Raw genomic sequence first — 14,601 nt, 5'->3', positions numbered from 1 at the left:
TCAGCCCAGCCAGTGGTGGCGGCCGATGCTGATGAGCCGCATCTGCCGGGTGGCGACCTGTTCGACGCGCGCCCGGTCCTCCTCGGTGCCCTCCATCGCCTCCAGGAACAGGGAGGCGGTGATCAGCATCTGGTCCACGTACAGATGGGCCAGCATGAGCAGGTCGTCGTCGCTCCAGCCCACGGACTCCGGGTCCTTGGCGAGTTCGGCCCGCACCTCCTCGGCGAACCGGGCCAGTTGGTCGCGTATGGCCTCCCGCACCGGCTGGACTCCGCCATGTCGCTCGCGGGCGATAAAACGGACATGGGCCGGGTACTCGCGGACATGACCGGCGATCAACCCAATGGCGCGTTCGATGCGTTGGTCACTGTCGTCGGTGGTGGCCACCGTCGTCCTGATCATCGGGTGCAGGCTGCCCAAGGCCTCCTCGACCAGGGCCACGCCGAGATCCGCGATGGAGCGGAAGTGCCGGTAGAAGGCCGTCGGGGCGACACCGACGGCACGGGTGACCTCGCGCAGACCCAGGCTGCTCAGGCTCTGCCCCTCCAGCAGACCGAGCGCCGCGTCGAGGAGCGCCTGCCGGGTCTTCTGCTTCTGGACCTGCCGGATGCCGAGGGTGTGACTCATGTCATCCAGTTAACAACTGTTCTCTGGATTTGGAAAGCCGGTGAGACGCGCTAGACTCTGAAGTCAGTGAACAACTGTAACCACAACTGTTCACCGAACCGTAACGAAGAGGCGCCCGCGAGGCGCCTCGGAGGGGGATCCATCCCATGCTGTTCCTCGTCGCCGCCCTTCTGCTCTTCGGCGCCCTGCTGGGCACCGTGGCCCACGCGCCGTTCGCCTTCACCCTCGTCGCGGCCGCCGTCATCGCCGCGTGGCTCGGCATCTTCGCCCTCCGCGAGCGCCACGGCCGCCGTACTCACTGACCCCTGAACCGCCCGCCGCAACGACAGCCGGGAGCTGACCCGTCATGCAACTCACCGCTCGCGCCACCGACCGCCCCACCGCCGCCCCCACCCGCCGCGACGCCGACGGCATGGCGGTGGCGTCCTTCATCCTCGGCCTGGTCGGCCTGCTCGTCCTGAACGTCTTCCTCGGCCCGGTCGCCATCGCCCTGGCCGGCGCCGCCCTGTGGCGCGGCACCACCCGCCGCGGCCGAGCCTTCCTCGGCCTGGGCCTGGGCCTAGCCGACCTCATCGTCCTGATCGCCTTCATGCAGGCAGACAGCACGATCTCCTGGAACTTCTGACCGTTACCGCCGGGGCAGTCGACCGCCGTCGTCACCCCCGCTACTGCCGTGGGCAGTCGTTCCGCAGGGCGATGGGGGAGGGTGGGCACGGCCTGCAGCACCGGGTGCGGCCCAAACCGACCTCAGCGGCAACGCAGGCCAGGAGGACAGCCCAAGCCCGGCACCGCGGCACCGTAGAATCGTCCGCACCATGGCATACCTCGACCACGCCGCGACCACCCCGATGCTCCCGGAGGCAGTCGAGGCACTCACCGCGCACCTGAGCGTCACCGGCAACGCCTCCTCCCTGCACGCGTCCGGCCGCCGCGCGAGGCGAACCGTCGAGGAAGCCCGCGAGACCCTCGCGGACGCGCTCGGCGCCCGCCCCAGCGAGGTCGTCTTCACCTCCGGCGGCACCGAGGCCGACAACCTCGCCGTGAAGGGCCTGTACTGGTCCCGCCGCGACGCCGACCCGAACCGCACCCGGGTCCTCGCCAGCCCCGTCGAGCACCACGCCGTCCTCGACGCCGTGCACTGGCTGGGAGAGCACGAGGGCGCGACCGTCGAGTACCTGCCGGTCGACACCTACGGCCGGGTCCACCCCGACGCCCTGCGCGAGGCCATCGCCAAGAACCCGGACGACGTCGCCCTCGCGACCGTCATGTGGGCCAACAACGAACTCGGCACCGTCTTCCCGGTCCGCGAACTCGCCGACGTGGCCGCGGAGTTCGGGGTCCCGCTGCACGCCGACGCGGTGCAGGCCTTCGGCCAGGTCCCGGTCGACTTCGCCGCCTCCGGCCTCGCGGCGATGACCGTCTCCGGCCACAAGATCGGCGGCCCGTACGGCATCGGCGCCCTGGTGCTGGGCCGCGAGCACACCCCCGTACCGGTCCTGCACGGCGGTGGCCAGGAGCGCCATGTCCGCTCCGGCACCCTGGACGTCCCCGCGATCGCCTCCTTCTCGGTCGCCGGCCGCCTCGCCGCCGAGCAGCGCGAGTGGTTCGCCCGCGAGATCGGCGCCCTGCGCGACAGCCTGATCGAGGCGGTGCGTACGGCCGTACCCGACGCGATCCTCGGCGGCGACCCGGTCGACCGGCTCCCCGCCAACGCCCACTTCACCTTCCCCGGCTGCGAGGGCGACTCCCTGCTACTGCTCCTGGACGCCCAGGGCATCGAGTGCTCCACCGGCTCCGCCTGCACCGCCGGTGTCGCCCAGCCCAGCCACGTCCTGCTCGCCACCGGCACCGACCCGGACCTCGCCCGCGGCACCCTCCGCTTCTCCCTCGGCCACACCTCCACGGAGGCCGACGTGGAGGCGGTGGCCAAGGCCATCGGCCCGGCGGTCGAGCGCGCCCGAGCAGCCGGGCTGACCTAGGGGGTGTTTTGAAAGCCCGGCACAGCACCCACGATGCCCCGCACGCACCCTCGCCGCACCGGCCAAAGGCCCGAGTAGCTCCTCCCCCACTCTCGGCTACGCTCGAGCGGGGGGACCCCCATCCAGGACCTCCGTCCGGCACGCCGAGGCCACGCACCGAACACCGCGGGCACCGCACTGGACTTTCAAAACACCCCCTGGGACGGCGCTGATCCCACCGGCGTCGACAGGTCACCTCCGCCACAAGGGACGCAACGGACAGGCGAAGCACCGGGATACGCACAGGGTCACGATTACGTCACCGGGGTCGGGCCTGCCCGGCCTGTCCCGCCTGCCCGGCCCGTCGTACGAGCCCCATGTACCGGTCCCAGTCCCAGGAGGGCCCGGGATCCGTGTGGTCCGTCCCCGGCACCTCCACGTGCCCGATGACGTGCCTCCGGTCGGCGGGTATGCCGTACCGGGCGCATATCGCGGCGGTCAGCCGCGCCGAGGAGGCGTACATCGTGTCCGTGAACGAGGATCTCTTCTCCACGAAGCCCTCGTGCTCGATGCCGACACTGCGTTCGTTGTACTCCCGGTTGCCCGTGTGGAACGCCACGTCCAGTTCGCGGATCATCTGCGTGACCTGCCCGTCCTGGCGGACGATGTAGTGGGCCGCGGCCTGGTGGCCCGGGTCCTCGAAGGCCTTCACCGCGCTCGCGTAACCGCCCTGGGTGACATGGACGACCACACGGTCGACCGCGTAGTCGTCCGGCCGGTTCGCCCGCCGGTAGTTCGCCTCAGAGGCCGGGATCCACCGCGCGCCCCGGAAGTCCACCGCGCCCGCCACCCGCGGTTTCTCCACCCCCGGCAGCCGCCACCACAGGTGGGACAGCTCGTCGCGGCCCAGCGCGGCCGTGCCCACGGCGGCCACCACCCCGCCGACGATCAGCGCACGGCGCCCCAGCCGCCGGTCGGCGTCCATGCCCATCTTCTCGTCCCCCATGTGATCGTCAACGGATACTCGGGGGCTGCGGTTCCCGGCGGCCCGTACTCTTGAGGGGTTATGACTGAGACCCCGCAGCGCCCCCTCCGTGTCCTGGCCGCCATGTCCGGCGGCGTGGACTCCGCCGTCGCCGCCGCCCGCGCCGCCGAGGCCGGGCACGACGTGACCGGAGTCCACCTCGCGCTCTCCGCGAACCCCCAGTCGTTCCGCACCGGCGCGCGCGGGTGTTGCACCATCGAGGACTCGCGGGACGCCCGCCGGGCCGCGGACGTCATCGGCATCCCGTTCTACGTCTGGGACCTCGCCGACCGCTTCCGCGAGGACGTGGTCGAGGACTTCGTCGCCGAGTACGAGGCCGGCCGCACCCCCAACCCGTGCCTGCGCTGCAACGAGAAGATCAAGTTCGCCGCCCTGCTGGACAAGGCCCTCGCCCTCGGCTTCGACGCGGTCTGCACCGGCCACTACGCGAAGATCGTCGAACTGCCCGACGGCTCCCGGGAACTGCATCGCGCCTCCGACATGGCCAAGGACCAGTCCTACGTCCTCGGCGTGCTCGACGAGAGGCAACTCGCGCACGCGCTCTTCCCGCTCGGCGACACCATCACGACCAAGGACGAGATCCGCGCCGAGGCCGAGCGCCGGGGCCTCGCGGTCGCCAAGAAGCCCGACTCGCACGACATCTGCTTCATCGCCGACGGTGACACCCAGGGCTTCCTGGCGAACCGGCTGGGCCGGGCGCAGGGCGACATCGTCGACGAGTCCGGCGCCAAGCTGGGCACCCACGAGGGCGCGTACGGCTTCACCATCGGCCAGCGCAAGGGCCTGCGCATCGGCACCCCCGCGCCCGACGGCAAGCCCCGCTACGTCCTCGACATCTCCCCGGTGAACAACACCGTGACGGTCGGCCCCGCCGACGCCCTCGACGTCACCGCCCTCACCGCGATCAGGCCCCGCTGGTGCGGCACGGCCCCCTCCGGCCCCGGCACCTACACCGCGCAGCTGCGCGCCCACGGCGGCGAGAGCGAGGTCCGCGCCGAACTCGTGGACGGCACCATCGAGGTGACCTTCACCGAGCCCGTCCGCGGCGTCGCCCCCGGCCAGGCGATCGTCCTGTACGACGGCACGCGCGTGGTGGGCTCGGCGACGATCGCGACGACCACGCGCGCGAGGACGGCCGTCGCCTAGGAGGACTAGGAGGCCGACGAGAGGAACTCCGCCAGCGCCGGCGCGAGCGCCTGGGGATCCACCATGTGCGTCTGGCCCTCCAGCGTCCGGTAGGTCCCCTGGGGCGTCGCCTCGGCCACCGCCCGGGCGGCCTCCCGCATCCACGCGGGGCTCGCGCCGCCCCCGAGGGACAGGACGGGCACGGAGACCGAGGCCAGCCGGGCCTCGGGCACCAGCCCGTCACCCAGCACGGCGTCGTCGTAGGCGAGGCTCGGGGCGAGGGCTTCCATCCCGGGCCACATCGGCGACTGGCGGGCGCCCTGGATCATCTCCTCGGCCAGGCCCGTCAGCCGCAGGAACAGCTCCACCGCGTCACCGCGCCGGCCCTGCTCCAGCGCCTCGGTGAGGCTGTGGGTGTACTCCGCCCGTTCCTTGGCGCCGCCCTTGTAGACCGCGTACGGCACCTCGTACACGGCCACCTGACGCAGCGGCAGCCCGCTCGCCGCCGCCTCCAGGACCAGCGCGCCGCCCGAGGAGTGGCCGAACAGCGACGCGTCGCCGCCCACCGCGTCGATCAGCGCGGCCAGGTCCTCGACCTCCCGGGCGACCGCGTAGGGCTTGGTGTCGCCGCTCGCACCCCGGCCCCTGCGGTCGTAGGAGACGACGGTGAAGCGGTCCGCGAGCGGCACCCCGAGGGGCGCCACCGTCGCTCCCGTCGACATCGCCCCGCTGACCAGGATCACCACGGGTCCCGTGCCGGTGCGTTCGTACGCGAGGGAGGTGCCGTCGCGTGAAATGGTCTTGTTGTCCATGCCTCAGCAGACTGCCCCACGGCACGGAACTAATCGCTCACGACACCTCGACTTCGTAGAAGCAGAGGTGATCCTTGATCTGCGCCACGTCCGGCTTGGGCTCCGGGTACGCCCAGACGAGGTCCGCCGCGTCCGGCAGCGACCAGTAGGACGCCGTGCCCTTGAAGGGGCAGTACGTGTGCGTCTCGGAGGGCTGCAGCAGGTCGAGCCGTACGTCCTCCGGCGGGATGTAGTACCGCACCGGACAGCCCGTCTCGCGCAGCACGAGGGCCCGATCGCTCTCCGCCAGTACCTGCTCGCCGTGCACCACGCGCACGTGCTTCTCGCCCTGCTCGATGGTGATCTCATGTCCTTCGGCCATGGAAGGAAGAGCGCTCGCGGGCCGCCGGTTCTTCCCGCGTACGGTGGCCTCATGCGAATCTGCGTCTTCCTCTCCGCCGCCGACCTCGACGACCGGTACACGCGCCCCGCGCGCGAGTTCGCGAAGCTGCTCGGCAAGGGCGGCCACACGCTCGTGTGGGGCGGCTCCGATGTCGGCCTGATGAAGGTGGTCGCCGACGGTGTGCAGGAGGCGGGCGGACGGCTCTGCGGGGTCTCCGTGGACTTCCTCGCGGCCAAGGTGCGGCCGGGCGTCGAGGAGATGGTGATCGCGAAGGACCTCGCGGAGCGCAAGAAGCTGCTGCTCGAGAAGGCCGACGCCGTGGTGATCATGGTTGGTGGCACCGGAACGCTCGACGAGGCGACCGAGATCCTGGAGCTGAAGAAGCACGGCCACACCGAGAAGCCGGTGGTGCTGCTCAACACCGCGGGCTTCTACGACGGGCTCAAGGAGCAGTTCCGGCGCATGGAGGACGAGGGGTTCCTGCCGCGTCCGCTGAGCGACCTGGTGTTCTTCGCGGAGGAGCCGGTGGCTGCGCTGGCCTACATCGAAGAGAGCCAGGGCATCGAGTAGCCCCGGCGGGTGCGAGCATGACGGGCATGGCTACACATGTGATCACCGGAGCGGGTTCCGGCATCGGCGCGGCCGTCGCCCGCCGCCTCCACGCGCGCGGGGAGGAACTCGTCCTGCACGCGCGCGACGCGGGCCGCGCCAAGGAACTCGCGGCCAGGTTCCCGGGGGCGCGGACGCTGGTGGGGGACCTGGCCGAGCCGGACCGGCTGTCCTGGGCCTTCTCCCACCAGACGCTGCCGGACCGCGTGGACTGCCTGCTGCACATCGCCGGAGTGGTCGACCTCGGGCCGGTCGGCGAGCTGACCCCCAAGGCGTGGCGCCACCAGCTGAACGTCAACCTGATCGCCCCCGCCGAGCTGACCCGCCACTTCCTTCCGCAGCTGCGGGCCGCGCGCGGGCACGTGCTCTTCGTCAACTCGGGGGCCGGGCTGAACGCGAGCGCCGACTGGTCCGCGTACGCCGCCTCCAAGCACGGCCTGAAGGCCCTCGCCGACTCCCTGCGCCACGAGGAGCACGCGAACGGGGTCCGCGTGACCTCCGTCTACCCCGGGCGCACGGCCAGCCCCATGCAGGCCAAGGTCCACCAGCAGGAGGGCAAGGAGTACGACCCCGCGCGGTGGATCGACCCGGAGTCCGTAGCGACGACGATCCTGATGGCCCTCGACCTGCCCGCCGACGCGGAGGTCAACGACCTGACGGTGAGGCCGGGCCGGTGACCGAGTTCAGGTTCGGCGCCGCCACGGGCATCGGTTCGATGCCCGGCGGTGACGCCCGTGAGGCCGCCAAGACCGTGACGGGCACCTTCGAGGACTTCCCGTTCCTGCCCGAGCTGCCCGCGCGGGGACCCGGAGCGGACATGATCGGGCGGACCGCCGGGATGCTGGTCGAGCTGTACGCGCGCGTGGAACCCAGCGGCTGGCGGCTGGGCGACCGGCCCGGGCGGGACACCAGGCGCGCCCGCTCCTGGCTCGGCGAGGACCTCGACGCGCTGGAGGAGTTCACCCAGGGCTACGAGGGCCCGCTGAAGGTGCAGGCCGTGGGGCCCTGGACGCTCGCCGCCAGCCTGGAGCTGAGGAACGGCGAGGTCTCCCTCTCCGATGCCGGCGCCTGCCGCGACCTCGCCGCCTCCCTCGCCGAGGGACTGCGGCTGCACCTGGCGGAGGTGAAGCGCCGCGTGCCCGGCGCGCAGGTCGTGCTGCAACTCGACGAACCGTCCCTCATCGCCGTCCTGCGCGGCCAGGTGAAGTCCGCCAGCGGCTACCGCACCCACCGCGCCGTCGACCGGCAGCTCGTCGAGGCCACCCTCCGGGACGTCCTCGGGGTTCACAGCGACGGCCCCGGCGTGGTCCACTCCTGCGCACCGGACGTCCCGTTCGCCCTGCTGCGCCGGGCGGGCGCGGCGGCGGTCTCGTTCGACTTCGCCCTCCTCACCGAACGTGACGACGACACGATCGGTGAGGCGGTGGAAGGGGGTACCCGGCTCTTCGCCGGAGTCGTGCCCGGCACGGACACGGCATTGTCAGACCCGGCAGGTAGCGTCATGGGTGTCAGGACGCTGTGGCGCAGGCTGGGGCTGCAACCGGGACTTCTCGCGGAAGCGGTGACGGTCACGCCGTCGTGCGGACTCGCGGGGGCTTCCCCGGACTACGCGCGCAGGGCTCTCGCCCACTGCGTCCGGGCGGCGAGATCACTCGCGGACAACCCAGAGTAACGGGAGGACGACACGGTGGCCGGCGAACAGCAAGCGCAGACGACGGTGCCCGCCGAGGCGCGGGAGAAGCACGCGAAGCTCGCTGAGCAGATCGAGGAGCACCGCTTCCGGTACTACGTGAACGATGCCCCGGTCATCAGCGACGCGGAGTTCGACGAGCTCCTGAAGACGCTGGAGGCGCTGGAGGAGGAGTACTCCGAGCTGCGCACGCCCGACTCGCCGACACAGAAGGTCGCGGGGGCGTACGAGACCGAGTTCACGGCGGTCCGGCACGCCTCACGGATGCTGTCCCTCGACAACACCTTCAACGACGAGGAACTCGCCGCCTGGGCCGAGCGCATCCAGCGGGAGCTCGGCGAACAGGACTACCACTTCCTGTGCGAACTCAAGGTCGACGGCCTCGCGGTCAACCTCACCTACGAGCGCGGCCGCCTGGTGCGCGCGGCGACCCGCGGCGACGGCCGCACCGGCGAGGACATCACGCCCAACGTCCGGACGATCGCCGAGATCCCGGACCGGCTGAAGGGCGACAAGGTCCCCGACCTCGTGGAGATCCGCGGCGAGGTCTACTTCCCGATGGAGAAGTTCGAGGAGCTCAACGCCCGGCTGGTGGAAGCCGGGGACAAGCCCTTCGCCAATCCGCGCAACGCGGCGGCCGGTTCGCTGCGCCAGAAGGACCCGCGCGTCACCGCCACCCGCCCCCTCCACATGGTCGTCCACGGCATCGGCGTGCTGGAGGGCTTCCAGGGCCTCACCCGTCTCTCCCAGGGATACGACCTCCTCAAGACCTGGGGCCTGCCCACCTCCCCGCACAACAAGGTGGTCGACGACCTCGACGGCGTGCGGGAGTTCATCGCCTACTACGGCGCGAACCGCCACTCCGTGGCGCACGAGATCGACGGCGTGGTCGTCAAGCTCGACGAGATCCCGCTGCAGGGCCGGCTCGGCTCCACCTCCCGCGCCCCGCGCTGGGCGATCGCGTACAAGTACGCGCCGGAGGAGGTCAACACCAAGCTCGTCAACATCCGCGTCGGCGTGGGCCGCACGGGCCGGGTCACGCCGTACGCCCAGGTCGAGCCGGTCACGGTGGCGGGCTCCGAGGTCGAGTTCGCGACACTGCACAACCAGGACGTCGTCAAGGCCAAGGGTGTCCTCATCGGCGACACCGTGGTGCTGCGCAAGGCGGGTGACGTCATCCCGGAGATCCTCGGCCCGGTCGTCGACCTGCGCGACGGCAGCGAGCGCGAGTTCGTGATGCCGTCCGAGTGCCCCGAGTGCGGTACGGCGCTGCGGCCCATGAAGGAGGGCGACGTCGACCTGCGCTGCCCCAACGCCCGCACCTGCCCTGCCCAGTTGCGTGAGCGCCTGTTCTATCTCGCGGGCCGCAAGGCGCTGGACATCGAGCACTTCGGCTACGTCGCCGCAGCCGCCCTCACCAAGCCGCTGGAGCCGGCCGACCCGCCGCTCAAGGACGAGGGCGACCTGTTCGACCTCACCGTGGAGCAGCTGCTGCCCATCCGGGCGTACGTCCTCGACCAGGACAGCGGTCTGCCCAAGCGGGACCCGAAGACCGGCGAGGAGAAGGTCGTCACCGTCTTCGCCAACCAGCAGGGCGAGCCGAAGAAGAACGCGCTCGCCATGCTGGAGAACATCGCCGCCGCCAAGGGGCGCCCGCTCGCCCGGGTGCTGACCGGCCTGTCGATCCGTCACGTCGGCCCGGTCGCCGCGGAGGCGCTGGCCCGAGAGTTCCGCTCGATCGAGCGGATCGAGCAGGCCACCGAGGAGGAGCTGGCGAACACCGACGGGGTCGGCGGGATCATCGCCGCCTCCCTCAAGGAGTGGTTCGCCGAGGACTGGCACCAGGAGATCCTGCGCAAGTGGCGGGCCGCGGGCGTGCGGATGGAGGAGGAGAGCACCGGCGAGGACGAGGGGCCGCGTCCGCTCGAAGGCATGACCGTCGTGGTCACCGGCACGCTCGAGCACTTCACCCGCGACGGCGCCAAGGAGGCGCTGCAGAGCCGCGGGGCGAAGGTGACCGGTTCCGTCTCCAAGAAGACGTCCTTCGTGGTCGTGGGTGACAATCCTGGTTCCAAGTACGACAAGGCGATGCAGCTCAAGGTGCCGGTTCTGAACGAGGACGGCTTCGGCGTCCTCCTGGAGCAGGGACCGGACGCCGCCGCCGAAGTTGCGCTTCCCACAGAGGAGTAGCGGTTGAAGGCCACCCGATCGGCGCATACCAGATGCATACGGGTGGCCGGGGCGCATTCGGGCAACCGTCCACGACCGCTGCCCGCGGAGGCCTTCTGCGGCCTACTGTTGAGACGTGCGCCTGCCGTGCCCGGCTGCGGTTGGGGCATGCCCGTTGTCCCCGAGGGGCTCTTCGGGGGCGGAGCGGAAGGGTATGCCAACGCGGCGCCGTTGATGGATGTGGGACATCGGGCCGCCTGGCGTGGGCACCGCCGGCTGTGAGAGGGACGGGAATGGAACCGACCGAGAGCGCCGCCCCGGACTCACGGCTGCGCCGGCGCCGGGTCATCGGTGCCTGGCGGCCGAGCCGATGGGCCGGGCGGCCCCCGGGCCATCCGGGCGCGGAGGGGCGCGCCACCGGACAGTACACCGCCACCCCGGTGCACGGCGCCCCCCGGCTCCCGGCCGGACACCCCTCCGCCCTGCAGGACCCCGACCACGAACGGCACCTGTCCTGGCCCGCGCTGCCCGCCGCGGTCGTCGCGGCGGCCGGGTTCGTGCTGGGCGCCGGCTTCTACCGCGCGTACACCGGCACCCACGCGCTCTTCCCGTCCGGCACCGTCGGCTGGTCCCTGGCCGTGCTGACCGGCATCATCGTCGGCCACCTCGTGATGCTCGGCCGCTCCCGCTGGTGGGGCGGCACAGGCTCCGGCGCCGCCCTCACCCTCGCCGTCCTGGTGCTGTACGGCTGGGTTCCGGCCGGAATGGTCAGCCTCACCGTCGTCGTGCTCGTCGGCATAGCCCGGCGCAACCGCTGGCGGCAGGGCGTGCTGCACGGCTCGGTGGACATACTCGGCATCGGCGCCGGCGCCCTGGTGCTGGGCTGCTTCGGACGCCTCCCGTCCGTCGAGCGGCCGTGGAACCCCGAGAGCTGGACGATCTGCACGGCCCCCGAGGTGGTGCTGGTCGCCGCCGCGTATCTCCTGGTCAGCCGCACCCTGTTGTGGTACCTGCACGCGCCCCGCCGCGCCGGACTGCCCACCGTCGCCCGCACCGCCCTGGTCAGACAGGGCCTCGTCGCGGTCGCCCTGCTCGGCATCGCCCCGCTGGTGTGCGTGGTCGCCATCGCCAAGCCGCTGCTGCTGCCCCTGTTCTCGATCCCGCTGATCGCCCTCGACTCCACCCTGTGGATAGCCCGCGCCAGGGCCGAGGAGCAGCTGCGCGACCCGCTGACCGGGCTGCCCAACCGGCAGTGGCTGCTGGAACGCATCTGGTCCGCGCTGGACGACGCCGAGCGGATCGGCGCACGGTCCGCGCTCATGCTCATCGACCTGGACCGGTTCCGGTCCGTCAACGACACGCTGGGGCATCTCGCCGGCGACCGGCTGCTGCTGCAGATCGCCGACCGGCTGCGGCTCGCCCTGCCGCGCGGAGCGGAGGCCGCGCGGCTCGGCGGCGACGAGTTCGCCGTTTTACTGCCGGTCGCCGACTCGACCACGTCCGCGACCCGGGTCGCCCGCGGCCTGGTCGCCGCGCTCAGTTCCCCGTTGGACCTGGACGGGCTCACCCTCGTCCTGGAGGCCAGCGCGGGCGTCGCCGTCTTCCCCGACCACGCCCTGGACGCCGAGGGACTGCTGCGGCGGGCGGACGTCGCGATGTACCAGGCGAAGCGGGACCGTACGGGCGTCGAGGTGTACGAGTCCAAGCGGGACTCCAACACACCGGACCGGCTCGGACTGCTCGGTGATCTGCGCCGGGCGCTTGACGCGCACGAGGTGCAGCTGCACTACCAGCCCAAGGTCCGCTTCGACGGGCAGGTGGCCGGGCTCGAGGCCCTGGTCCGCTGGGTGCACCCGGAGCGCGGGAAGGTGCCGCCGGACGAGTTCATAGCGATCGCCGAGTCCTCGGGGCTGATGCCCCACCTCACCGAGTACGTACTGGAGACGGCGCTCGGGCAGGTCGCCCAGTGGCGTGCCCAGGGGCTGTACGTGCCCGTCGCGGTCAACGTCTCCCCGCGTGACGTCCACACCCCCGGCTTCGCCGGTTCCGTCGCCGCGCGGCTGGCCCGGCACGGAGTGCCCGCGGGAGCGCTCCAACTGGAGATAACGGAACACGTGCTCCTGGAGGACCCGCAGCGGGCCGCCGACACCCTCAACGGCCTGACCGGGCACGGCGTGAAGATGTCGCTGGACGACTTCGGCACCGGCTACTCCTCGCTGGTGCATCTGCGGCGGCTGCCGGTGAGCGAGCTGAAGATCGACCGCTCCTTCGTGGCGCGGCTGGCCGTCGACACCGAGGACGCGGAGATCGTGCGCTGCACGGTCGACCTGGCGCATTCCCTGGGGCTGCTGGTCGTGGCGGAGGGCGTCGAGGACGACGAGACGTGGGAGCGGCTGCGGGACCTGGGCTGTGACGCCGTACAGGGGTGGCTGGTCGCGGCCGCGATGCCGCCCGAGGAGACGACGGCGTGGCTGCGGGCGCGGGGGGCGCGGGGATGGCAGCGGCCGCGCGCGGCCCTGCCGGCGGCGGCGACCGACGAGTAGCCGCGCCCCCTTGCCGCGCCGGTCCGCTCAAGCAGCCGTTCCGGCCGCGAAATGACCGATCAGTAGCGCCAGCCTCTGCTCGTGGGCGCGCTCGGGCAGGCGGCCGCTGCGCATCAGCGTCACCAGGCCGTGCAGGCCCGCCCAGTAGGTCTCCGCCAGCAGGGCCGTGTCCTCGCCCTCGGCCGCGATCGGCTCCACCACCGCGGTCAGCCCCCGGAACGCCTCCCACAGCGCCGCCGGAGCCTCCGGTGTGGCGAACGGGAGGTCCACGGCGAGGGTGAACATCGCGTCGTACAGCGCCGGGCGCCGCCGCCCGAAGGACGCGTACGCCTCGCCCACCGCCGCCAGCGCCTCGCGCGGACCCTTCGCCGCCGTGCGCGCCGCGCGCAGTTGCACCGCCAGGTCCGCGCAGCCCTGCACCGCGACCGCCGCCATGATCGCGTCCTTGCCCTTGAAGTGGCTGTAGAGGACCGGCTGGCTGTACTCGATCTCGGCGGCCAGGCGCCTGGTGGTGACCGCGTCCCAGCCCTCCGCCTCGGCCAGCTCCCGGGCGGCCGTGACGATCAGCCGCTCGCGTTCCGCGCGTTCGCGCTCCCGGCGCGTCTGGATCGACATGCCAGGGATTCTAGCAGCGCTAGCCAACCTGTCGACGCTCTGCTATCTTCGCTCTTGTCGCTAGCGTTGCTAGCGAGACGACGAAGGAGCGAGAGACATGACCGTGACCGCCTACACCCTGGCCGTCCTGCTCGACCTGTTCTGCCTGTTCCTCGGCTACCGCTTCCTGTTCCAGCCCGGCGCATCCGCCGCCGGCTACGGCGTCCCGGCCGACCCCGCGGGAGACGCCGGCGCCTACCTCTCGATCAAGGGGTTGAGGGACGGCACGATCGGCGTCGCAGGACTCGCGGTGCTGGCCTTCGCCGGCGCGCACGCCGAGGCCTGGCTGATGCTGTGCCTGGCGCTCATCCCGTTCGGTGACACCCTGATAGTCCTGCGGCACGGCGGTGCGAAAGCCGTGGCGTTCGGGATCCACTTCGCCACGGCGATCGTTGTACTCATCAGCGCCGGACTGCTCTTCGCGGTCTGACGACGCATCACAGGGGGAGCGAAACCATGTCGCTGTTCGTGCCGAAGTTCGACGAGACCGTCCTGGTCCGTGCCGCTGAGGCCGAGGTCGTCGGCGGTGATCCGGTCGCCGTGCGGCTGCTGGCCGACAGCAGTTCCACCGGCGGCGCGCTGTCCACCGTGCGCGTCACCCTCGGCGAGGGCGTCGACGGCGCCCGCCCGCACCTGCACCGCAACTCCGCCGAGATGTTCTACCTGCTCGACGGTGAGGCCGAGGTCCTCTCCGGCGACGACGTCGTCACCGCCTCGCGCGGCGACCTGATCATCGTCCCGCCCGGCCGCCCCCACGCCTTCGCCGCCGCCCCCGGCGCCCCGGCGGACCTGCTCATCGTCATCACGCCGGGCGTCGAGCGCTTCGAGTACTTCCGCCACCTGCAGCGCATCCGCCTGGGCGAGGCCGGCGCGGACAGCCTCCTCGAGGTCCAGGAGCTGTACGACAACCTGTTCCTGAGGAGCGAGCCCTGGGAGGCTCGCCGCTGACCGGAGAAACCGTTTAACGGAGAGCCCCGTCCGCACCCT

Annotated in this window: 16 protein-coding genes; 11 read left to right on the top strand and 5 right to left on the bottom strand. The window is 71.8% G+C overall.

Translation table 11 applies throughout. The features are described 5' to 3' along the window. Nucleotides 1-627, bottom strand: coding sequence for a TetR family transcriptional regulator (locus tag ACIRVK_RS31210; RefSeq protein WP_404252953.1), 627 nt, complete (start codon nt 625-627; stop codon nt 1-3). A gap of 146 nt (nt 628-773) precedes the next feature. Here ACIRVK_RS31210 and ACIRVK_RS31205 point away from each other — a divergent pair, with 146 nt between their 5' ends. The 3 genes from ACIRVK_RS31205 (at nt 774) to ACIRVK_RS31195 (ending at nt 2,606) form a co-directional block, all read left to right on the top strand. Then, on the top strand, nt 774-929 hold the full coding sequence (locus ACIRVK_RS31205; RefSeq protein WP_404252951.1) for a hypothetical protein: 156 nt from the start codon (nt 774-776) through the stop codon (nt 927-929). Nucleotides 930-973: 44 nt separating this feature from the next. Next, entirely contained in the window at nt 974-1,252 is a 279-nt protein-coding gene (locus tag ACIRVK_RS31200; protein WP_404252949.1) for a DUF4190 domain-containing protein, read from the top strand. Nucleotides 1,253-1,442: 190 nt separating this feature from the next. Further along, nucleotides 1,443-2,606 carry a cysteine desulfurase family protein gene (locus tag ACIRVK_RS31195; RefSeq protein WP_404252946.1) on the top strand — a complete coding sequence of 388 codons (1,164 nt, stop codon included), beginning with the start codon at nt 1,443-1,445 and terminating at the stop codon, nt 2,604-2,606. 298 nt (nt 2,607-2,904) lie between these two features. Here the strand turns inward: ACIRVK_RS31195 and ACIRVK_RS31190 are convergent, their stop codons facing one another. Continuing rightward, a complete protein-coding gene (locus ACIRVK_RS31190) occupies nt 2,905-3,591 on the bottom strand; it encodes an N-acetylmuramoyl-L-alanine amidase (protein WP_404252944.1) in 687 nt (228 codons plus the stop codon). 60 nt (nt 3,592-3,651) lie between these two features. Between ACIRVK_RS31190 and mnmA the strand changes: the two genes are divergently transcribed. After that, nucleotides 3,652-4,776 carry a tRNA 2-thiouridine(34) synthase MnmA gene (gene mnmA, locus ACIRVK_RS31185; RefSeq protein ID WP_404252942.1) on the top strand — a complete coding sequence of 375 codons (1,125 nt, stop codon included), beginning with the start codon at nt 3,652-3,654 and terminating at the stop codon, nt 4,774-4,776. Nucleotides 4,777-4,781: 5 nt separating this feature from the next. On the opposite strand, the gene ACIRVK_RS31180 is transcribed toward mnmA, so the two are convergent. Together ACIRVK_RS31180 and ACIRVK_RS31175 are read right to left on the bottom strand one after the other, a co-directional pair. Then, nucleotides 4,782-5,567 carry an alpha/beta fold hydrolase gene (locus tag ACIRVK_RS31180; protein ID WP_404252940.1) on the bottom strand — a complete coding sequence of 262 codons (786 nt, stop codon included), beginning with the start codon at nt 5,565-5,567 and terminating at the stop codon, nt 4,782-4,784. A 37-nt stretch (nt 5,568-5,604) separates the two neighbouring features. Continuing rightward, nucleotides 5,605-5,928 carry a DUF427 domain-containing protein gene (locus ACIRVK_RS31175; protein ID WP_404252938.1) on the bottom strand — a complete coding sequence of 108 codons (324 nt, stop codon included), beginning with the start codon at nt 5,926-5,928 and terminating at the stop codon, nt 5,605-5,607. Between the two features lie 51 nt (nt 5,929-5,979). Between ACIRVK_RS31175 and ACIRVK_RS31170 the strand changes: the two genes are divergently transcribed. The 5 genes from ACIRVK_RS31170 to ACIRVK_RS31150 all read left to right on the top strand — a co-directional run bounded on the left by ACIRVK_RS31170 (nt 5,980) and on the right by ACIRVK_RS31150 (nt 12,960). Next, nucleotides 5,980-6,519, top strand: a complete 540-nt coding sequence (locus tag ACIRVK_RS31170; protein ID WP_404252937.1) for a TIGR00730 family Rossman fold protein — start codon at nt 5,980-5,982, stop codon at nt 6,517-6,519. Nucleotides 6,520-6,536: 17 nt separating this feature from the next. Continuing rightward, nucleotides 6,537-7,235: an SDR family oxidoreductase gene (locus ACIRVK_RS31165; protein WP_404252936.1), complete on the top strand. Its 699-nt coding sequence runs from the start codon at nt 6,537-6,539 to the stop codon at nt 7,233-7,235. Nucleotides 7,236-7,273: 38 nt separating this feature from the next. Further along, on the top strand, nt 7,274-8,230 hold the full coding sequence (locus ACIRVK_RS31160; RefSeq protein WP_404253041.1) for a methionine synthase: 957 nt from the start codon (nt 7,274-7,276) through the stop codon (nt 8,228-8,230). Between the two features lie 15 nt (nt 8,231-8,245). Continuing rightward, nucleotides 8,246-10,438 (top strand): NAD-dependent DNA ligase LigA, encoded by a 2,193-nt coding sequence (ligA, locus tag ACIRVK_RS31155; RefSeq protein ID WP_404252934.1) that lies wholly within the window; start codon nt 8,246-8,248, stop codon nt 10,436-10,438. 272 nt (nt 10,439-10,710) lie between these two features. Further along, complete coding sequence (locus ACIRVK_RS31150; protein WP_404252932.1) at nt 10,711-12,960, top strand: putative bifunctional diguanylate cyclase/phosphodiesterase; 2,250 nt, start codon at nt 10,711-10,713, stop codon at nt 12,958-12,960. A gap of 27 nt (nt 12,961-12,987) precedes the next feature. Here ACIRVK_RS31150 and ACIRVK_RS31145 read toward each other — a convergent pair whose 3' ends face one another. Further along, complete coding sequence (locus ACIRVK_RS31145) at nt 12,988-13,575, bottom strand: TetR/AcrR family transcriptional regulator (RefSeq protein ID WP_404252930.1); 588 nt, start codon at nt 13,573-13,575, stop codon at nt 12,988-12,990. A 97-nt stretch (nt 13,576-13,672) separates the two neighbouring features. Between ACIRVK_RS31145 and ACIRVK_RS31140 the strand changes: the two genes are divergently transcribed. Further along, complete coding sequence (locus ACIRVK_RS31140; protein ID WP_404252928.1) at nt 13,673-14,044, top strand: DUF4267 domain-containing protein; 372 nt, start codon at nt 13,673-13,675, stop codon at nt 14,042-14,044. Between the two features lie 26 nt (nt 14,045-14,070). Beyond that, complete coding sequence (locus ACIRVK_RS31135) at nt 14,071-14,562, top strand: cupin domain-containing protein (RefSeq protein ID WP_404252926.1); 492 nt, start codon at nt 14,071-14,073, stop codon at nt 14,560-14,562. Nucleotides 14,563-14,601: the final 39 nt, after the last annotated feature.

It is taken from the genome of Streptomyces sp. NPDC101152 (assembly GCF_044768275.1).
GTDB lineage: Bacteria > Actinomycetota > Actinomycetes > Streptomycetales > Streptomycetaceae > Streptomyces.
Note: the sequence above shows the minus strand (reverse complement) of the source record. Positions and strands in the feature narration are given on the sequence as shown.